Origin of the sequence: Micromonospora sp. NPDC047730 (assembly GCF_043204765.1) — a bacterium.
In the GTDB taxonomy this organism is placed as follows: Bacteria; Actinomycetota; Actinomycetes; order Mycobacteriales; family Micromonosporaceae; genus Micromonospora.
Genome location: NZ_JBIDCU010000010.1, coordinates 233,168 through 255,291, shown reverse-complemented (window position 1 = coordinate 255,291; position 22,124 = coordinate 233,168). Strand labels below are relative to the sequence as shown.

The following is a 22,124-nucleotide window of genomic DNA, read 5'->3' as shown; positions in this document are numbered from 1 at the left end:
GTTGTGACCATGTGCTTCTTCGGCGTGGACTCCGAATTGTCCACTCCACGTGGCCTGACCAGGATCTGCCGCGCCGATCTGCATTCTCGGGCGACCTCTGTCCGCCGAGTGCCGGCGCTTCCGACATGGCGGGGAGTCATTGCAGGCTACGCATTCCGTAACGGCGGTGAAATGGTCGTCTCGCATTTTCCGGTCAGCTTCGACGAAGAATGCTCGGTCGGTGGTACCCCGCTGGTTTCCATCGAGGTTCCGGTGCGTGGCCGGGTGCGCCGCATCTGGCTGAAGATCGAAGCTGGCAACCAGTTCGGCTCGATCAAGGCCCGTACCGCGCACGGGCTGCTCAGCACGCTGGAGACGACCGGGCGCCTCAGCCCCGGGCAGCGAGTCGTCGAGTCCTCCTCGGGCAACCTCGGCGTGGCCCTGGCCGGGCTGTGCGCGGCGCGGGGCTACCGGTGCACCCTCGTCGTGGACGCCACCGCGCCGCCGGAGAGTGTGCGCCGGATCGCCGCGTACGGCGCTGACGTCGTACAGATCGGTGACGTCAGTGGCGGCAACGCCGTGCGGGCCCGGTTGAGCAAGGTGCAGGACATCCTCCGGGCGGACCCGTCGGCGGTCTGGACCGACCAGTACCACAGCCCCGCCAACCCCGACGTGCACTACCGTTGGACGGCGCCCGAGCTGGTCGGTGATCTGAGCGGCGGGCTGGACGCGGCGTCCGTCGCGGTCTCCACCGGCGGCACGCTCGCCGGGGTGTCGCGATACCTGCGCGAGCAGCACCCGGGCACCCGGGTGATCGCCGTGGACGCCGTCGGCTCGGCGGCGACCGGTGGTGGCCCGGCCCCACGACCGTTCAAACTCGCCGGCTTCGGCTCCGGCGTACGGTCGTCGTTCCTGGCCCCGGCGGACTGGGACAGGCAGGTGAGGGTCGGCGACCTGGACGGAGCCTGGGCGTGCCGCATCCTCCGGGAACGCACCGGGCTCGCGCTCGGCGGCTCCGGCGGCGCCGCAGTGCTCGGCGCCGTGGTCGCGACCCTCAGCGATCCAGAGCTGCGCGACATCGCCTGCATCTGCGCGGACGGCGGCGAGAAGTACGCCGCCACCGTCTACAGCAGCGCGCTGCCCGAACCGGGGGACACCCCGTCCGAACTCGCCGAGGCACTCGCCTGCCTGCGCTTGGCCCGGCCCTACTGAGGGGCCCGGACAACCGCCCGCCACCACGATCTGGCCGCGCCCACACGCTGGGCCTGGTGGGTCGACGCCGGCCACCTCAACCGCGTCGAAGCCATGACCGGGCTGATGGCCGCCCGCCTCGCCGACGCGAACGCGGGACGGCCCGCCACGGCCCGTCCCGCGTCGCGCTGTTCAGCCTGTCTGCCCAGGTGCCGACGCACCGATCAGCACGGCCATGTTCCCCGGCTCGTGCCGATTCTCGTACAGGGCCTGGTGCAGCGAACCGATCTCGCTGATCGGCTCGGCCACCGTCACGCACGGATCCAGCCGGCCGGCGCCGGCCAACTGGACCATCGCCGCCGTCTCGCGGACGTTCGCCGCGTGCGAGCCCTGCAACCGCTTCTGGTGCATCCAGAGGAACCGCAGATCCAGGTCCCCGTTGTAGCCACTCGTTCCGGCGCAGGTCACCACCATGCCCGCGTTGTCGCACAGGTACACCGACGTCGGCAGCGTGTCGCGGCCCGGGTGCTCGAAGACGATCCGCGGATTGCGGCGCTCACCGAGCACCTCCCAGAACTTGCGTCCGAAGGCCCGCACACCGGCCATCCACCTCGCGTACTCTGGCGTGTCCTGGTCGGGCATCCGGCCCCAGTGGTCGAACTCGGACCGGTCGATCACCCCGACCGCGCCCAGCCGCCGGCAGTGCTCGGCCTTGGCCTCGCTGGACACCACAGCGACCGGCCGGCCACCGAACTGGCTCACCAACTGGATGGCCATCGACCCCAGACCGCCCGCGCCACCCCACACCAGCACCGGGTCACCGGGCTGCACCGTGTGCGGGTGCCACCCGAACAGCTGTCGGTAGGCGGTCGCCGCACAGCCGATCATCGCGCCGGCGCCCTCCCAGGTGAGAGCGGGCGGCTTGGCATAACACTGGTACTCGTCGACCAGGCAGTACTGCGAGAAGGCCCCGAAGTTGCTCTCGTAGCCCCAGGCGACCTGGGAGCGCGACGCGGTCGGATCCACCCCGAGACGGATGTCGGGCGCGGACTCGTTCCATTGCAGGCCGCCGAAGATGACATGGTCGCCCACGCGGAACTGGGTGACCTCGGAGCCGACGGCGTAGACCACACCGGAACCCTCGGTGCCGGCGATGTGGAAGTCGTGCGGGTCGCCCTTCTTCTGGCGAAGGGCGATCACGTCGGCGGGTGCGCCGAGCGCCGCCCACACGCCGTTGTAGTTGATGCCGGCCGCCATGACCGAGACCAGGACCTGCTTCGGGCCGACCGGCGGCACCTCGACGACCTCGATCTCGAACGCCTTCGCCGGCTGGCCGTACCGACCGCGGCGGATCAGCGCCGCGTGCATGAATCGCGGGACCTCGCCCAACGGCGCGGTCGTACCCAGGTCATGAAGCTCCTGCATCGGTCACATCCCTTCTCGTACGGTGTGGAAGCCGGTCGCCGAGCCTCTCGACGACGACGGCGAGAGCTTCCGGACGCAGCAGGTCGCTGTGCGCGAACGGCAGCGGGTGGCCGGTCATCCGGCCGGTGACGAACGGTTTCCACCGGTCCACCGCCGTGCCCGGGTCGGTCCCGTCCGCGACGAACAGGTGCAGATCGCCGTCGAAGACGTCTGGTCGGTACGACCGGCGAAGGCGCAAGCCGGTGCGGAACGTCTCGAGTACGGTCTCGACCCGGTCGGCGAGCAGGTCGCCCAGCGGCCCACCGCGCTCCCGGAGTTCCTCGGCGGCCCGGGCCACGGTCAGCCCTTCCGTCCCGGTGGAGTCGAGTGTGACGTCTGCGGCCTCCAGCAGCACCGGTAGGACATCTTCGGCAGCGGGCACGACGATGTCGTCCCCGTCGCGTGCCGGGAACGCGTCCAGCAGCGCGAGCAGCTCGACCCGCTCCCCCGTCGCCTGCAACGCCGTCGCCATGGCGTGTGCCACCAGGCCGCCGAAGGACCAGCCGACGAGGTGGTAGGGCCCGTGCGGCTGGACCGCCCGCAGCTGCGCCACGTAGTCGGCGGCCATCTCCGCCACGTCGGCCGGTTGGTACCCGGCAGTGCTGTAGGCGCGGGCTTGGAGCCCGTACACCGGCTGACCGGGCGGTAGGTGACGCAACAGCCCGTAGTAGCGCCAGCTCAGGCCACCACCGGCGTGCACGCAGAACAGCGGCGGCCGGTCACCCGCGGCCCGCAGCGGGAGCAGCACGGCGAAGCTGTCGGCCGTGCCGGCCGCCGAGTCGTCCAGCGCCTCGGCGACCCGCGCCGGGGTGGGCCCGGCGAACAGCGCCTGGATGCTCAGCCCCGCGCCGAAGACCGTTCGCAGCCGGGTCAGCAGCGCGGCGGCGAGCAACGAGTTGCCGCCCAGCGCGAAGAAGTCGTCGTCCAGCCGCACCCGTTCGATGCCGAGGACCTCCGCGAAGACCGCGCACAGCAGCACCTCGCGTGGGGTACGCGGTGACCGGCCCGCCCCGCCACCGACCGACGGCAACGGCAACGCGGCGCGGTCCAGCTTGGCGTTGCTGGTCAGCGGCAACCGCTGCAGCGTCACGAACGCCGAGGGCACCATGTAGTCGGGCAGCGACCCGCGCAGGTGCTCCACGAGCACCGGTGACTCCGGCACCGTGGCGCCGGGCGCCGCCACCAGGTAGGCCACCAGCCGCCGGTCGCCCGGCCGGTACTCCTGGGCCAGGACGGCGGCCTGCCCGATCGCGGGGTGGCCGGTCAGTGCGGTCTCGATCTCGCCGGTCTCGATCCGGAAGCCGCGGATCTTCACCTGGTCGTCGACCCGGCCGACGAACTCGAGTCGCCCGTCCGACCGCCACCGGACCAGGTCGCCGGTCCGGTACATCCGGGTGCCGGGCGGCCCGAAAGGATCAGCCGGGAACCAGCGCGCCGTCGTGGCCGGATCCCGCTCGTAGCCCTGTGCCAGACCGGATCCGGCGAGGTACAGCTCTCCCGCGACGCCGACCGGCACCGGGCGGACGAACGCGTCGAGGACGTACCCGCGCATGTTGTCCAGCAGCCGGCCGATCGGCACGGTGTCGCCCACCGGGTCGCCCTGGCGCATCGCGTGGTGCACCGCGAAGACCGTCGCCTCGGTCGGCCCGTAGCCGTTGGTCACCACGGTCTGCGGGCACGCCGCGAGCACCGCGCGTACCGCGTCGGCGGAGACCACGTCGCCACCGGTGCGGACCTCGCGCAGACCCGCGAAGCAGGCCGGATCCTCCTCGGCAAGCAGCCGGAACAGCCCGGCCGACAGCCACAGGCCGGTGATCCGCTCGCCGACGATCAGGTCGCGCAGCACCGCGGTGTCCAACGCCTGTGGCGGCGCGACGACGACCTCGCCGCCGTTGAGCAGCGGCACCCACCATTCCAGCGTCGAGGCGTCCCAGGCGTGCGGTGAGTGGAACAGCACGCGTTCCTGGCTGCCGGCACGCCAGCACCGGTCGGTCGCCAGCTCGACGACGTCGCGGTGGGTGACCGCAGCCCCCTTCGGCAGCCCCGTCGAACCGGACGTGTACATGACGTAGGCGACCTGGTCCGGCGCGACCGGCGGCAGGGCGTCGGGACCGGACGTGAGGCCGGTGTCGGCGAGATCGTCGAGCGCCACCGGGACGACCGTCACCCGTCCGTTCAGCCCGGCGAGCCAGTCGTCGGTGCGGTCGGCACCGGTGAGCAGGAACGGCGCCGCGGTCTCGCCCAGGATCAGGCGCTGCCGGGCGGCGGGGTGTTTCGGGTCGAGCGGGACGTACGCACCGCCCGCCCGCCCGACCGCGAGCGCGGCGACCACCAGCTCGACCGAGCGCTCGAACAGCAGCCCCACCCGCTGGTCCGGCCGCAGGCCCAGGTTGACGAGGCGGCGAGCCAGCCGGGTGGCGGCCGCGTCGAGTTCCCGGTAGGTCAGGGCGTGCCCGCCCAGCTTCAGCGCGGGCGCGTCCGGCCGCTGTGCCGCCACCCGCGCGAAGGCATCGGTGATCGTCTGCGGGCCGTCGCCGACCGGCTGTCGCGTGGCGTTCCACTCGACCAGCAGGGTGTGCCGTTCGGTCTCGTCGAGCAGGCCGAGACGGCCCACCGGCTGGTCCCAGTCGGCCGCGGTGGCCGCCAGTACTCGCTCGAGCCGTCCCAGCAGCTCTCTGGCGGTCTCCGCAGAGAACAGGTCGCACCGGTAGTCCAGCCGCAGCCGCAGCCCGCCACGGGCCGGTGAGGCGGCCACGACCACCGGGTAGTGCGCGGAGTCACGGCCGTCGACCCGGGTGACCCGGAGGCCCTCCGGGGTGCCCGTGGCGTCCTCCCCCGCGGCGTCGATCGGGTAGTTCTCGAACACGAACGCCGTGTCGAACAGGTCACCGATGCCGACCAGCCGCTGGATGTGCGCCAGGCCGAGGTACTGGTGCGGGGTCAGTTCCGACTGTTCGTCCTGCACCCGCCGCAGCGCGTGCGGCCACGGCACGCCCGGGTCGAGACGCACCCGGACCGGCACGGTGTTGATGAACAGACCGACCATCCTCTCGATGCCGGGCAGCTCCGGCGGCCGGCCGGACACGGTGGCGCCGAACACGACCTCCCGGCGGCCGGTCAGCCCGCCGAGCACGACCGCCCAGGCGGTCTGGAGCACGGTGTTGAGGGTCACCCCGGTCGCGGCGGCCCGGCGTTGCACCGCCGTGGCGACGTCGGCCGGCAGGTCGGCGAGGAGCCGCTCGGGCAGCCGGTCGGCCACGCCGGGATCGGGCCGGCTGAGCCGGGTCGCCTCGGTGACGCCGGACAGCGCCTGACGCCAGGCCGCCTCGGTGCCGGCCCGGTCCTGCCCGGCGAGCCAGCGCAGGTAGCGGCGGAAGTCCACGGCCGGCGGCAGACCGGCGGCAGACCCTCCAACGGCGTAGAGCCCGACCAGGTCGCGCAGCAGCAGCGGCGCCGACCAGCCGTCGAAGAGGATGTGGTGGTTGGTGAGGACCAGTCGGTACCGCCGGTCGGCGGTCCGGGCGAGCAGCAGGCGCAGCAGCGGCGGACGGTCCGGGTCGAAACCGGCCGCGCGTTCGGCGGCCGCCAGCCGGTCCAGCGCGGCCTCGCGCTCCCCCTCGGGCAGGGACGCGACGTCGACCTCGGTCCACGGCAGCTCGACACGCTCGCGCACGTACTGCACCGCGGCGCCATCGATCAGGTACCGGAATCCGGCGCGCAGGTTCGGGTGGCGCTCCAGCAACGCCGCACCGGCCGCCCGCAGCGCCGCCGGGTCGAGGTCACCCTCGCAGTCCACGGCGAGCTGCACCAGGTACGGGTCCGGCCCGTCGCCGCGGTGGTGGAGGTGGAAGAGCAGGCCCTCCTGCAGCGGCGCGAGCGGCAGCACGTCGACCAGCCCGGCCGGGTCTTCCTGCAGCGCGTCGAGGTCCTGCTGGGTGAGGTCGACGAGCGGGAAGTCCGATGGGGTGTGCCCACCGCCGCCGGGCCGGCCGGCGCACTCCACCAACGCGGTGAGCGCCGCGTGCCACAGCTCGGTCAGCTCCCGCACCTCGGCGGCGTCGAACATGCCCGCCGGCCAACTCCAGCGGGTGAGCAGCCGGGGACCGCCGGCCTCGTCGCGGGTGATGGCGCTGATGTCCAGTACGTGCGAGACGGCCAGGCCGGGATCGCTGCCGGGCAGCCGGAGTTCGTCGGCGGGGGCCGGCGACCAGCCGGTGCCGGTGCCGACGGACGCGGCACCGCCGGAACGGCCGAGGTAGTTGAAGCCGATCTGCGGCCCGGCGAGCGGGGCGAGCACCGCGGTGGTGTCCGGGTTGAGGTGGCGCAGCAACCCGTAGCCCAGGCCGTTGTCCGGCAGCGCACGCAGGGTCTCCTTGACGCGCTTGAGGAGCGTGCCGGCGTCGGACGCACCATCCGGGTCGATGCCGCCAAGGTCCACCGCGACCGGGTACATGGTGGTGAACCAGCCCACGGTGCGGGTCACGTCCAGACCCGCACCCGCGTCCTCGCGGCCGTGGCCCTCGACGTCGACGAGCACCGCCGATGCGACGGTGCCGCGCCGTTGCCGCCACCGGGCCACGGCCAGGGCGAGCCCGGTCAGCAGGACCTCGTTCGGCTGCGCGTGGAACGCGGCCGGGACGGACGTCAGCAACGCAGCGGTGACCTCGGCCGGCAGCTCGGCGGTGACGGCCTGCGCCGTGCCGCGCACGTCGCGGCCGGGATCGAGCGCCCGGGCACCGAGCGGCGGCTCCGGACGGGCCAGCATCCGCGACCACAGCGGCAATTCGGCCACCCGCCGCGGATCGTGCGCCGCCTCGCGCAGCGCCAACGCCCAGCGGCGCAGCGAGGTGGGCACCGGCGGGAGCACGACGGGCTCGGCACCGGTCGCCGACTCCCACGCCGCAGCCAGGTCCGGCAGCAGGACGCTCCAGGAGACCCGGTCGACGACGAGGTGGTGCGCAACGATCAGCAGCCGGCCCGGCGTCTGCGGCCCGGCGTCGAACCAGACGACCTCGGCGACCGCGCCGGCGTCCGGGTCGAGCCGGCGGCGGGCCGCCTCGCCGTGGGTGCCGAGCGCCTCGCGCAGGGCCGCCGCGTCCAGGCCCGCCACGTCGACCCGGCGCACCCGGTCGGCGGCGGCCACGCTGCCGCGCGGCCCGACCGACAGTTCCCAGGCGTTCGGGCGCCGGTGCAGGCGCATCCGCAGCGCGTCGTGGTTGTCCACGACGGCCTGCACCGCGCGGGTGAGGCGGTCCAGCCCGATACCGCCCGGGACCCGCAGCAGCCTCGACTGGTTCAGGCCCTCGATGGGGCCGGTGAGCCCGCGCAGCCACGACACGATCGGCGTCGGCGGCACCGTGCCGGTGCCGTCCTCGGCTGCCGCGTCCGGCGCGTCGGCCTCGGTGACGACAGCGGCGAGGGCGGCGACGGTCTGGTGCCGGAAGATGTCGCGCGGGGTGAACAGCAGTCCGGTGGCGCGCGCCCGGCTGACCAGCTGGATGGCGACGATGCTGTCGCCGCCGATCGCGAAGAAGTTGTCATCCACGCCGACCCGGTCCAGCCCCAGCACGCCGGCGACGAGCGCGCAGAGCTGCGCCTCGCGACCGTCGGCGGGCTCGCGCCGGGCGCCGGAGGGGTCGCGGGGCGCGGGCAGGGCGGCCCGGTCGACCTTGCCGTTGACGGTCAGCGGTAGTTCGGGCATGCGCACGAAGGCCGACGGGACCATGTAGTCGGGCAGCATTCCGGCCAGGTGGGCACGCAGCTCCGGCTCACCCGGGTCGGTGCCCGGGCGGGCGACGACGTAGGCGACCAGGCGCCGGTCGCCGGAAGCACCCGCCCGCACCAGCACGAGCGCCTGCGCCACGCCCGGCGCGGCGGCCAGTGCCGCCTCGATCTCGCCCAGCTCGATCCGGAAGCCGCGCAGCTTCACCTGGTGGTCGGCCCGGCCGAGGAAGTCGAGCTGGCCGTCGGCGCGCCGGCGGACCAGGTCGCCGGTGCGGTACATCCGCTCGCCCGGCCCACCGAAGGGATCGGCGACGAACCGGTCCGCGGTGAGCCCGCTCTGTCCGAGGTAGCCCCGGGCAAGGTTGACGCCGGAGAGGTACAGCTCCCCCGGGACCCCGGCCGGAACCGGGTTCAGATGGGCGTCGAGGACGTACGCCCGGGTGTTGGGCAACGGCCGCCCGATCGGCGGCACGCCCACGCGCGCCTCGAGGGGTGCGGTCATCGTCGCGCAGACCGTCGCCTCGGTGGGTCCGTACGCGTTGAACATCCGCCGTCCGGTCGCCCAGCCGGCCGCCAGATCGGCCGGCGGTGCCTCACCCACGACAGCCAGCGTGCGCACCGACGGCAGGCTGCCGACGGGGAGCCTGCTGAGCACCGCGGGCGGCAGCGTCACGTGGCTGACCTGCCGCTCGGCGATCAGCTTCGGAAGGTTGGCCAACTGCACGAGCCGGTCGGCGAGCCCCAGCACGATGCACGCGCCGGAGACCAGCGGCGCGCACAGCTCCGACAGCGCGGAGTCGAAGCTCAGGGATGCGAACTGGAGCAACCGCGCGCCGGGACCGAGGTCGTACGCGACCTTGCGGGTCAGGACCAGATTGGGAATGCCTCGGTGGGTCAGCACCACGCCCTTGGGGCGGCCGGTCGACCCGGAGGTGTAGATGACGTAGGCGGGATGGTCGGCGGTCAGCGGCGTCGTGCGGTCGGCGTCGGTCAGGTCGCTGTCCGCCCGGGCGGCGAGGTCGGCACGCACGCCCGTCTCGTCGAGCACGATCCGGCGGGCGGCGGCGGGCAGCTGCCCCGCGACCGCTGACGTGGTGACCAGCACGGCCGGCGTGGCGTCGGTGAGCATCAGTGCGACGCGCTCGGCCGGATAGTCCGGATCGATCGGCAGGTAGGCCGCACCGCTCTTGAGCACCGCCAGCACGGCGACGACCATGTCGACCGAGCGCGGCACGGCGAGCGCGACGAGCTGCTCCGGTCCGGCCCCGTGGTCGCGCAGCAGGCGGGCGAGGCGGTTGGCGCGGGCGTTGAGTTCGGCGTAGGCGACCACCTCGGTGCCGAACTCGACCGCCGGCGCGTCGGGCGTGCGGGCGGCCTGCGCCTGGACCAGGTCGGGCACGAGGACGTCCGGTGCCGGGCTGGCGGGGTGCTGCCACTCGGCGAGCAGCGCTCGGCGCTCGTCGGCGTCGAGCAGGTCCACCGCGCCGATCCGCTGATCGGGTTCCCGCAGGACGGCGTCGAGCAGGCGTACGAACCGCGCAGCGATCGTCTGTGCGGTGCCGCGTTCGAACAGGTCCTCGGCGTAGGCGAGGGTGCCGGTCATCCCGGCGGGCTGGCCGTCGGCGCCGGAGCTCTCGGTCAGCCGCACCGACAGGTCGAACTTCGCCGACGTGGGGCCGGTCGCGGTGTCGAGCTGATCGCTGTCGGCTTTGAGGCCGGCGGAGTCGAGGTTGGGCGTGACGGCGGCGGGTGCGGTCGCCGGTTGCAGCGACAGCATGACCTGGAAGAGGGGATGCCGCGCCAGGGACCGCACCGGATTGAGCACCTCCACCAGACGCTCGAACGGCAGATCCTGATACCCGTACGCCGCCAGGTCGGCCTCCCGCACCCGGCCCAGCAACTCCCGGAACGACGGATCCCCACCCGTGTCCGTCCGCAACACCACCGTGTTGACGAAGAACCCCACCAACTCGTCGAGCGCATCGTCGGACCGACCCGCCACCGGCGTACCGATCGGCACGTCCGACCCCGCACCCAACCGGGTCAGCAACGCCGCCAGCGCCGCCTGCACCACCATGAACACACTCGTCCCCGTCGACCGCGCCACGGCGGTCACCCGGGCGTGCAGCCCGGCGTCGAGGACGAGCGGGACGGTGCCGCCGCGGTGGGACAGCGCCGCGGGCCGCGGGTGGTCGAAGGGCAGCGTCAGCTCCTCGGGCAGCGCGGCCAGGGTCTTGGTCCAGTACGCCAGCTGCTGGGCGATCGGGCTGTCCGGGTCGCTCTCGCTGCCCAGCCACCGGTGCTGCCAGAGCGTGTAGTCGGCGTACTGCACCGGCAACGGCTGCCATCCGGGGGCATTCCCGGTGCGCCGGGCGGCGTAGGCCTCGGCCAGGTCACGCGCGAGCGGCCCGGCCGACCAGCCGTCGGTGGCGATGTGGTGACAGGTCACGACGAGCAGGTGCTCGAGCGGGCCGAGGGCCACCAGAGCGGCGCGCACCGGCGGCTCCGCCGCCAGGTCGAAGGCGCGGTCGAGCTGTTCGCGGACGCAACGGTCGGCGTCGCCCGGCGCGGGATGCAGCACCGGAAGGGCGGGGACGGCCGCCGTGACGGGCAGGACCACCTGGAACGGCTCCTGATCGATCGCACGGAAGACCGTTCGCAGGCTCTCGTGCCGGCCCGCCACGTCGGCGAACGCCTGCCGCAGCGCGTCGGCGTCGAGGTCGCCGCGCAGCCGCAGCACCATCGGCACGTTGTAGGTGGCGCTCGGCCCCTCCAACTGGTTGATCAGCCAGAGCCGACGCTGGGCGTAGGACAGCGGGATCCGCTCCGGCCGCGCCACCACCTCCAGGGGCGGGCGGGCAGGCGCCCCACCGGTCAGCCTGCGGGCCAGCGCCGCCACCGTGGGGGTCTCGAAGACCTGGCGGACCGGCATCTCCTCGCCGAAGGCCGAGCGGATCCGGCTCACCAGCCGGGTCGCCGCCAGGGAGTGACCGCCCAACTCGAAGAAGTTGTCGTCGACGCCGACCCGGGCCACACCCAGCACCTCGGCGAACAGCGTGCAGAGCAGGTCCTCACGCGGATCGGACGGGCCCCGCCCGGCCGGTGCGGACGGCAGCTCGGGTACGGGCAGGGCCTTGCGGTCGAGCTTGCCGTTCGCGTTGAGCGGCAACGCGTCCAGCCCCAGGAACGCCGCGGGGACGAGCTGCTCCGGCAGCGTGCGCCGCAGGTGCCGGCGAAGCTCGGCCGGCGACGGCAGCGTGGCGCCGGCTGCCGGGACCGCGTAGCCGACGAGACGATCGGCGTGCACGGCGACGGCGGCCCGGTCCACCGCCGGGTGCGCGGCCAGCACGGTCTCGATCTCGCCCAGCTCGATCCGCACACCGCGGACCTTGACCTGGTCGTCGGCGCGGCCGGCGAAGAAGAGGTCACCCTCGGCGTCGCGTCGCGCCAGGTCCCCGGTGCGGTACATGCGGGCGCCGGGCGGACCGTAGGGGTCGGCGACGAACCGACCCGCGGTCAGACCGGGCCGCCGGTGGTAGCCACGGGCGACCCCGACGCCGCTGACGTACATCTCACCGACGACCCCCGCGGGCACCGGCTGGAGGCAGGCATCGAGCAGGCGCACGGTGACGCCGTCGTTGGGCCTGCCGATCGGCGTGCCGCCCGCGTTCGCCGGCGTCAGCCGGCCCAGCGTGCAGTGGATCGACGCCTCGGTCGGCCCGTAGGTGTTGAACATCCTCCGGCCGCCGGCCCACCGCTGCGCGAGCGCGGGCGGGATGGCCTCGCCGCCGACGAGCAGCGTGTGCAGGCCCGGCACCCGGTCCCGGTCGACCAACGCCAGCACCGACGGCACCAGGACGGCCAGGTCGACGCCGTGACGCTGGATGAGCTCCGCCAGGTCCTCGCCGGAGACCATCGCCTGGGCCGGGCCGAGGCACAGGGTGGCACCGGACCCGAGGGCGATGAACGTCTCCCAGACGGAGTTGTCGAATCCGGCCGAGGCGTGCTGGAGCACGGTCCGGCCGGGACCCGCGCCGAACGCCCGCACGGACGCCTCGATGATCGGCACGACAGTGCGGTGCTCGACGACGACGCCCTTGGGGCGGCCGGTCGAACCGGACGTGTAGATCACGTACGCCGGGTTGGCGGGGTGCCGCTCCACCGGGGGTTCGCCGGTGGGCAGCCGGGTCAGATCCGCACGGTCGAGGACCAGGACCGCACGGTCCGCGATCCGGGGCCACCGGTCGGCGACGTCGGCGGCGGTGACCAGCAGAACGGGATCCGCGTCGGAGAGCAGGTAGGCGATCCGCTCCGGCGGGTGCTCGGTGTCCAGCGGCAGGTACGCGGCGCCGGTCTTCAGCGTGGCGAGGATGGCGACCACCAGGTCGACCGAGCGGGGCACGGCGACGGCGACGGTCTTCTCCGGCCCGGCGCCGCGGTCGGCAAGCGCGTGCGCCAGCCGGTTCGCCCGCCGCACCAGCTCGGCGTAGGTCACCTCGGTGTCGCCGTACACCACGGCGACCGCGTCGGGCGTGCGGCTGGCCTGCGCGGTGACGAGGCCGTCGAGGGTCGACGTCCGCTCACGCACCGCTTCGGCCGCGGCGGTGAGCAGGTCCCGCTCCGGTGCGGTGAGCACGTCCAGCGCGCCGATCCGGGCGGCCGGGTCGGTGACGAACGCGCGCAGCACCCGGACGTACCGCTGGAGCATGGTGTCCACGGTGGAGGCGTCGAAGAGGTCGGCGCTGTACTCCACGACGCCCTCGATCCCCTCGGCCTGCCCGCCGGCGCCCCGCCGCTCCCCCATCGCGAACGACAGGTCGAACTTCGCCACGTCGGCAGCTCCGGCCACCGCGCTGACGCTCAGCCCGGGCAACTGGATGCTCGCCTCCGGGGTGTTCTGCAACGACAGCATGACCTGGAACAACGGGTGCCGGGAGAGGGAGCGTGCCGGGTTGAGCACCTCGACGAGCCGTTCGAAGGGCAGGTCCTGGTGCTCGTACGCGGCCAGGTCGGTCTCCCGGACGCGGGCGATCAGTTCCTGCGCGCTCGGGTTGCCGGCCGTGCTCGTGCGCAGCACCAGGGTGTTGATGAAGAAGCCGACGAGGTCGTCCAGGGTGCTGTCGGTCCGCCCGGCGATCGGGCTGCCGACCGGGATGTCGGTGCCCGCGCCGAGCCGGGTCAGCAGCGCGGCGAGGCCCGCCTGCAACACCATGAAGAGGCTGGCCTTGTTCCGCCGGGCCAGGACGCCGAGCTGCTTGTGCAGCTCCGCGTCGAGGGTGAATCGGATCTTGCCGCCCTGGTACGACGACACGGCCGGACGGCGCCGGTCGACCGGCAGGTCCAGTTCCTCGGGGAGCCCGGCGAGGACGGTGGTCCAGTAGTCGCGCTGCCGGGCGATCGGGCTGTCCGGATCGTCCTCGTCGCCGAGCCACTCCCGCTGCCAGGCCGCGTAGTCGGCGTACTGGACAGGGAGCGCCGGCAGGTCGGCGACCCGGTCGTCGCGCCGCGCGGTGTAGGCGAGGGCGAGGTCGCGGGCCAGCGGCCGCATCGACCAGCCGTCGCCGGCGATGTGGTGCAGCACCGCGACGAGCACGTGCTCGCCCGGGCCCGTGGCCAACAGCACCGCCCGCAGGGGCAGCTCCTCGGCGAGCCGGAACCCGCGCCGGATCAGGGCCTGCACCTCGGCCGCCACGCCGCCGGGCCCCGGCTCGGCCAGCGGAAGCGCCACCATCCCCGCCGCCCGTGCCGGGTCGAGGATGAGCTGCCGCGGCTCGCCGTCGGCCTCCGGGAAGAGGGTGCGGAGACTCTCGTGCCGCACGACCACGTCGCGCAGCGCGGCGAGCAGGGCGTCGCGGTCGAGCTCGCCGCGTAGCCGCAGCACCATCGGGATGCTGTACAGCGGGCTCGCGCTCTCCAGCTCGTTGAGGAACCACAGCCGGCGCTGCGCGAAGGACAACGGCACGGTGCCCGTGCGCGGCACGGCCACGACCGGCGCCCGGCCTCGCCCCGCCGACTCGGCGAGCCGGCGGGCCACGCCCGCGGCCGTCGGCGTCTCGAACAGCGCCCGGATCGGCAGCTCCGCGCCGAACGTGGCCCGGACCCGGCCGACCAGCCGGGTCGCCGACAGCGAGTGCCCGCCCAGCTCGAAGAAGTTCTCGTCCACGCCGACCCGGCCGACGCCGAGCACCTCGGCGAACAGACCGCAGAGGATCTCCTCCTGCGGGTTGCGCGGCGGGCGCGCCTCGGCCAGCCCGCCCACGACCGGCACCGGCAGGGCCCGCCGGTCCACCTTGCCGTTGGGGGTCAGCGGCAGCTCGTCCAGGGCGACCACGGTCTGCGGCACCATGTACTCGGGAAGGCTCTCACCGACGAACCGGCGGACCTCGGCGGCCACCGGCCGGTGCCCGTCGCGCCCCACCACGTACGCCACCAGGCGCCGGTCGCCCGGCAGGTCCTCGCGCACGATCACGGCGGCGCGGGCGATGCGGGGATGGCGGCTCAGCGTGGCCTCGATCTCGCCCGGCTCGATCCGGAAGCCGCGCACCTTCACCTGGTCGTCGACGCGGCCGACGAAGTCGAGCGTGCCGTCGGCGTTCCACCGGACCAGGTCGCCGGTGCGGTACATCCGGGAGCCGGCCGGTCCGAACGGGTCGGCGACGAACCGTGCCGACGACAGGGCGGCGCGGCGCAGGTATCCGCGTGCGACCCGGTCTCCGGCGAGATAGAGCTCACCGGCGGCGCCGGCGGGCAGCAGCCGAAGGCCGCTGTCGAGGACGTAGCAGCGGGTGTTCGGCAGCGGGCGACCGATCGGCACGGCGCCCGCCGGGACCGGCGCACCGGCCGGGATGCGGTGCTCGGTGGCGCTGACGGTGGTCTCGGTCGGGCCGTAGACGTTGAGGACCGCGACGTCCGGGTGCTGCTGCCGCCAGTCGTCGAGCTGAGCGCCGGTCAGCGGTTCGCCGGCCAGCAGCAGCTCCTGCGTCGGCGCCAGGTCGACCGCTGCGGACCGCATCAGCGTCAGGTGGCTCGGGGTGCCCTTGAACAGCGTCCAGCCGGAGGGCCGAGTGGGGTGCGCGCGATCCGGGACCGCGTCCTCGATGGCGGCCAGGCGGACGCAACCGCCCGTCACCAGCGGGGTGTGCAGTGCGGTCACCGACATGTCGAACGACACCGACGAGTGCATCAGCGCCACCCCGGCGGCCGACGGGTAGGCGGCGGTCGCGTGCCCGAGGTAGTCGGCCAGCATCCGGTGTTCCACGACGACGCCCTTGGGCCGACCCGTCGAGCCGGACGTGTAGATCACGTATGCGGGGTGCCGGTCGAGCAGCGTGGCGCTGCGGTCGGCGTCGGTCAGGTCGTCGTCGTCCGCGGCGTCCACCTCGGCCGCGACGGCGGGATCGTCGACGGCGACGACGGGCACGTCGGCCAGCCGCCAGCGGGCGGCGACCTCCCGCGTCGTGAGGAGCACGACCGGCACGGCGTCGGCGGCCATGAACGCGACCCGCTCCGCCGGGTAGTCCGTGTCCAGGGGCAGGTACGCGGCGCCGCTCTGGGTGATCGCGTGCAGCGCCACCACGAGGTCGGTGCCACGGGGTACGGCGAGCGCGACGATCCGCTCCGGTTCGGCGCCACGGGCGACGAGTACCCGTGCCAGCCGGTTCGCCCGGCGGCGTAGCGCGTCGTAGGTCACGGCCTCGGTCGCGTCGACGAGCGCGATGGCGTTCGGGGTGCGGTGGGCCTGGGCGAGCAGCAGGCCGGGCAGGGTACGGCCCGGGCTGTCCACGCGCGACGGCCCGGCGCCGGCGTCGAGCATGCGGCGGCGTTCGACGGCGAGCAGCGGCTCGATGGCGGCGACCCGGGCGGCGGGATCGCCGGCGAAGCGGGACAGCACCCGCACCAGCCGGTCCAGCAGCCCGTCGACGGCCTCCGGCGTGAAGAGGTCGGGCCGGTAGTTCATCCGCAGGTGCAGCCGGGTGCCCGGTACGGCGGTGAGGCTGAGCGGATAGTGCGAGACGGTACGGCCGGGCACCGCCTCGATCCGCAGTCCGGTGTCCGCGATGTCGGGTGCCGTCGGCAGGGCCGGATAGCTCTCGAACGCCACCGCGGTGTCGAAGAGCTCCTCGGCTCCGACCATCTGCTGGATGTCGGCGAGGCTGAGGTGCTGGTGCGCCATCAGCGCCGACTGCTCCGCCTGCACCCGCCGCGCCAGATCGCCGAGGGTGTCCGCGGCGTGCGGCCGGATCCGGACCGGCACGGTGTTGATGAACAGGCCCACCATCCGCTCGACGCCGGGGACCTCCGGCGGGCGTCCGGCCACGGTGGCGCCGAAGCAGACGTCGTCGCGGCCGGTGGCCGAGCGCAGCAGCAGCGCCCAGGCGCTCTGCACGACGGTGTTGACGGTGACGCCGAGCCCGCGGGCGACCGACGCCAGCGCCTCGGTCTCCGCCTCGGGCATCTCGATCGAGGTCGACTCCGGGCGCAGTGGCCGACGGGCCCGGTCGGCGGGGGCGAGCAGGGTCGGCCCGTCGAGGCCGTCGAGGGCCTCCCGCCAGCGGGCTTCGGCCTCGGTGCGCTCGTGACGGGCGAGCCAGGCGAGGAAGTCCCGGTAGCGGCCGGCCGGCGCCAACCGCCGCCCGTCGCCATGCCGGTACAGCAGGAAGAGTTCCTCCATCAGGATGGGGCGGGACCAGCCGTCGACCAGGATGTGGTGGGTGCTGACGATGAACCGGTGCTGCTGCGGGCCGGTGCGCAGCAGGGTGAACCGCAGCAGTGGCGCCCGCCCCAGGTCGAAGCGGGTCCGCCGGTCCTCCCGGGTGAGCCGGTCGGCCTCGGCCGCGATCTCCGCTTCGGGCAGGCCCGTCAGGTCGACCTCGCGCCAGGGTGTGTCCACCTCGGCGAGGATCACCTGCACGGGCTCGCGCAGACCCTCATGGCAGAAAGCCGCCCGCAGGTTGTCATGGCGGCGCAGCACCACGCCGGCGGCGGCGCGCAGGGCGGCGCTGTCCAGCGGCCCGGTGATGTCCAGGACCGTCTGCACCATGTAGACGTCAGGCGCGTTCTCGTCGAAGAGCGTGTGGAACAGCAACCCCTTCTGCAGCGGCGCCAGCGGCAGCAGGTCGGCGGCGCCCGGGTGCTGGCCGAGCAGCAGGGCGATCTCGTCGGCACCCAGCGTGACGAGCGGGAAGTCCGACGCGGCGCGGGCGGCGACGCCGACGCCCGGCGCGGCCGCCCGGTCCACCAACGCGCGGGCCGCACGCTGCCAGAGTTCGCCCAGCTCACGGACGTCCGCCTCGCCGAGCAGCGTCTGCGGCCAGGTCAACGAGGTGATCAGCCGCGGGCCGTCCGACCCGTCCTGGGCGAAGAGGTTCAGCTCGATCGCGTGGGCAGGGGGCAGCTCGCCGCCCCGGTCGGTGCCGAGCGCGGCGAGCGCCGGGTCGGGCTGCCATTCCCCGCCGCCGTCCGTGGAGCCGGAGCCGATACGGCCGAGGTAGTTGAAGCCGATCTGCGGGCGCGGCGAACCGGCGAGCCGCGCGCCGGCGGCCGCGCCGCCGTAACGCAGAATGCCGTAGCCGAGGCCGTCGTCGGGCAGCCCGGCCAGCAGGTCCTTGACCGCGGCCACCGTACGGTCCAGCGCCTGCGGTGCCCACCGGCCGGTCGCGTCGGCCGGGGCGCCGGTGAGGCGGACGGGGTACAGCGAGGTGAACCAGCCGACCGTCCGGGACAGGTCGGCCCCGGGCAACAGCTCACCGCGTCCGTGCCCCTCCAGGTCGACCAGCACGCCGGCGTGGCTGTCCTGGCCGCGGGAGCGGCGCCACTGCGTGACCGCGAGGGCGAGGGCCGCCAGCAGCACGTCGTTGACCCGGGCGTGAAGGGCGGCCGGCACCGAGCTGAGCAGCGGCCCGGCCACCGCCGGTGGCAGCTCCAGGTTGAGGGTGCGCAACGTCTGCGCGGTGTCGCGCGTGACATCCAGCGGCCGGCCGCCGATCAGCGGCTCCGGTTCGCGGAGCATCGCCGCCCACCACTCGGCCTCGGCCGCCCGCGCCGGATCGGCCGAGGCGGCCCGCAGCGCGGTGGCCCAGCGCCGGAACGAGGTGCCGCCGGGCGGCAGGACGACCGGCTCCCCCGCCGCGACCGCGGTCCACGCCTGTGCCAGGTCGGGCAGCAGCACCCGCCAGGAGACCCCGTCGACGACGAGGTGGTGCAGCACCAGCAGCAGCCGGCCGGGCCGGTCGGGGCCGGCGTCGAACCAGACCGCCCGGACCATCCGCCCGTGCGCCGGGTCCAGCTCACCCTTGGCGGTCGCGGCCTGTCCGGCCAGGAGCGCGACGGCGTCCGCGTCGCCGAGGGCCGCGACGTCGACCCGGCGCAGCAGCCCGGCGGCGTCGACGCTGCCGGGCGGCCCGATCCGCAGCACCGGCCTGCCGTCTTGACCGTCGGCGAGCCGGGCGCGCAGCACGGGATGGTGGTCGAGCACCGCGCGCAGGACGGCGGTGAGCCGGTCGGCGTCCAGGCCGGCCGGCACGCGCAGCAGCATCGACTGGGCCAGCCGCTCGAACGGCCCGCCACGCTCGCGGAACGCGTGCATGATCGGGGTCAGCGGCGCGTCGCCCGTACCGTCGTCGGCGGGCTCCGCAGCCGGTTGCGTCTGCTCGGCGGCAACCGTCGCCAGCGCGGCCGCGGTGGGGTTCTGGAAGATGTCGCGCGGAGTCAGCCGCACGCCGGCCTTACGCAGCCGGGCCACGAGCGCGATGGCGAGGATGCTGTCGCCGCCGAGGTCGAAGAAGTTGTCGTCCGGGCCGGCCTGCGGGACGCCGACGACGGCCGCGACTGCCTCGCAGATCACCGCCTCCTCGGGCGTACGCGGCGCGCCGGTCGTGGCGGGACCGGACGCCGGCGCGGGCAGGGCCCGCCGGTCCAGCTTGCCGCTCGGGTTGAGCGGGAACTCGTCCAGCGTCACCAGCGCCGTCGGCACCATGTACTCCGGTAGCCGCCGCCGCAGGCGGTCCTGGAGGCCCGCGAGGGCCGGGGCCGGGCCGTCGGGAACCACGTAGGCGACCAGCCGTTGGCCGCCGGAGCGGTCGACGCGGAACAGCACCACCGCGCGGGCCACTCCCGGGCACGCGGCGAGCGCCGCCTCGATCTCGCCGAGTTCGACCCGCTGGCCGCGCACCTTCACCTGGCCGTCGGCGCGACCGAGATAGTCCAGGATGCCGTCGGCACGCCAGGACACGAGGTCGCCGGTGCGGTACATCCGTGCGCCGCCACCGGCGAACGGATCGGCGACGAACCGGTCGGCGGTGAGACCGTGCCGGCGCAGGTATCCGCGGCCCAGCTGCGCGCCGGCCAGGTACAGCTCGCCGGTCACCCCCGGCGGCACCGGCCGCAGCGCGGCGTCGAGCACGTAGATCCGGCTGTTCCACACCGGGCGGCCGATCGGCACGGCCTGGCCGGTCGCCTCCGCCGGGACCTCGCAGGCGATGATCTCCACAGCGGCCTCGGTGGGCCCGTAGAGATTGTGCAGCTCGGCATCGACGGTGCGGTGGAACCGCTCGGCGACCTCGGCGGACAGGGCCTCGCCGCTGCACAGCACCCGGCGCAGCGTGCCGAGCCGGGCGGCGGCCGGTTCGCGGAGGAAGACGTCGAGCAGGACCGGCACGAAGTGGACGGTGGTGACCCGTTCCCGGTCGATGAGCTCGGCCAGGTAGGCCGCGTCGCGGTGACCGTCCGGTCGCGCGATCACCAGGGTGGCGCCGGCCTGGAGCGGCCAGAACAACTCCCAGACCGACACGTCGAAGCTGACCGGGGTCTTCTGCATCACCCGGTCCTCGGCGGTGAGGGGATAGCGGTCCTGACCCCACCGCAGGCGGTTCGCGACGGCCTCGTGCGCGACCACGACGCCCTTGGGCCGCCCGGTCGAGCCGGAGGTGTAGATGACGTACGCCGCGTGACCGGGCAGCAGCGCCGTGACCGGGTCGGTGGCGGGCTGGGCGGCGAGGTGCTCGTGCAGCGCCGGGTCGTCCAGCACGACCGTAGGCGTGCCGCCCGGCAGCTCACCGGCGACGGACCCGACGGTGAGCACGCACACCGGTGCGGCGTCGGCGAGCATGAACGCCAGCCGCTCGGCCGGATAGCCGGTGTCCAGCGGCACGTAGGCGCCACCGGCCTTGTGCACGGCGTACAGCGCGACGAGCAGGTCGGCGCTGCGCGGCACGGCGACCGCGACGGTGCGCTCCGGCCCGACGCCGCGCGCGACGAGCAGGTGCGCCAGGCGGTTCGCCCGCTCGTTGAACTGCGCGTACGTGAGGGTCTCGCCCTCGAACACCAGCGCCGGGTGCTCCGGGCTGCGCGAGACCTGGGCCTCGAACAGCGCCGGCAGGGTGGCCGGCGGCAGCGGGTGCGCGGTGTCGTTCCAGCCGGTCAGGATCCGCTCCCGTTCGGCCGGTTCGAGGGTGTCGATGCGGGCGAGGATCAGGTCCGGGTCGGCGGCCATCGCCGTCAGTGCGCGCGTCAGCCGGTCGAGGACTTTCTCCGCGACGTCCACGCCGATCAGGTCCGCCCGGTGGTCCACCCGCAGAACGAGGTCGTCGCCGGCGTTGGCGGCGACCAGGGTGAGCGGGTAGTGCGTGGCGTCGCGCCCGTGCAGCCCGACCACCCGGAGGCCGGGAGCGACCTCCGCGCCGCGGTCGGAGACCGGGTAGTTCTCGTAGACGAACGCGGTGTCGAACAGTTCCCCGCCGACGACCTGTTGGATGCGCGCCAGCCCGAGGTGCTGGTGCTCGCGCAGGCCCGCCTGCTCGTCCTGCAGCCGCGCGGCGATCTGCGTCCAGGCCCGCGCCGGGTCCAGCCGGACCCGGACCGGGACGGTGTCCAGCAGCAGGCCGATCATCGTCTCGCTGCCCGGCAGCTCCGCGGGCCGGCTCGCCACGATGGCGCCGAAGACCACGTCGGTGCGCCCCGTGAGCCCCCCGAGCACCGTGGCCCACGCGGTCTGGAGCACGGTCCCCACCGTCAGCCCGGCCGCCGCGGCCCGCTCCCGCAGGGCGCTGCTCAGGTCGGCCGGCAGCGGCCGCACCAGCCGCTCCGGCATCGCGCTGCGCCGGCCCGGGTCCGTCGGCGCCAGGCGGGTCGGTTCGTCGACCCCGGCGAACGCCGTCCGCCATGCCTGCGCCGCGGCGTCCCGGTCGCGACCCGCGAGCCAGCTCAGATACTCCCGGTACGGCGTGGCGGGCGGCAGCACAGCCAGGTCGCCGCGCGAACCGTAGAGCGCGAACAGCTCCCGCAGCAGCAAGGGCATCGACCAGCCGTCGAGCAGAATGTGGTGGATCGTGACGACCAGCCGGTGCCGCCCGACGCCGCGGGCGGCGAGCACGAATCGCATGAGCGGCGGTGCACCGAGGTCGAACCGGTGCGCCCGCTCGTCGTCGGCCAGCCGCCGCAACTCCTCGTCGGCCTCGACCTCCGTCAGTCCACCGAGGTCGCGTACGACCCACGGCAGCGCCGCCTTCCTGGGTACCACCGCGAGCATGCGGTCCGCCCGCTGGTAACGGAACGCGGCGCGCAGGTGGGGATGCCGGTCCAGCAGCGCCTCCGCCGCCGTCCGCAGGCGCTCGGCGTCGAGCTCGCCGGCCAGGTCGAGGGCCATCTGCACCGTGTAGACGTCGGTCCCGTCGTCGTACACGCTGTGGAACAGCAGGCCTTCCTGCAACGGCGACAACGGCAGAATCTCCGAGATCCCTGACTGCATCGCGGTGGTGTGCCTTCCGGTC

General features: G+C 74.2%; 3 protein-coding genes. 1 reads left to right on the top strand and 2 read right to left on the bottom strand.

Annotation, left to right across the window (positions count from 1 at the left end):
* Positions 1–171: 171 nt before the first annotated feature.
* A complete protein-coding gene (locus ACGF5G_RS23285; protein ID WP_393266018.1) occupies positions 172–1,191 on the top strand; it encodes a cysteine synthase family protein in 1,020 nt (339 codons plus the stop codon).
* Positions 1,192–1,362: 171 nt separating this feature from the next.
* Here the strand turns inward: ACGF5G_RS23285 and ccrA are convergent, their stop codons facing one another.
* Together ccrA and ACGF5G_RS23275 are read right to left on the bottom strand one after the other, a co-directional pair.
* Positions 1,363–2,595 (bottom strand): crotonyl-CoA carboxylase/reductase, encoded by a 1,233-nt coding sequence (ccrA, locus tag ACGF5G_RS23280; RefSeq protein WP_393266015.1) that lies wholly within the window; start codon positions 2,593–2,595, stop codon positions 1,363–1,365.
* Positions 2,579–22,102 carry a non-ribosomal peptide synthase/polyketide synthase gene (locus ACGF5G_RS23275; RefSeq protein WP_393266012.1) on the bottom strand — a complete coding sequence of 6,508 codons (19,524 nt, stop codon included), beginning with the start codon at positions 22,100–22,102 and terminating at the stop codon, positions 2,579–2,581. Before ACGF5G_RS23275 ends, ccrA begins: the two co-directional genes overlap by 17 nt.
* Positions 22,103–22,124: the final 22 nt, after the last annotated feature.

Excerpts from the sequence above, each read along its gene's own strand:
- ACGF5G_RS23285 (WP_393266018.1), top strand. The coding sequence starts at position 172 with ATGGTCGTCTCGCATTTTCCGGTCAGCTTCGACGAAGAATGCTCGGTC.
- ccrA (WP_393266015.1), bottom strand. The coding sequence starts at position 2,595 with ATGCAGGAGCTTCATGACCTGGGTACGACCGCGCCGTTGGGCGAGGTC.
- ACGF5G_RS23275 (WP_393266012.1), bottom strand. The coding sequence starts at position 22,102 with ATGCAGTCAGGGATCTCGGAGATTCTGCCGTTGTCGCCGTTGCAGGAA.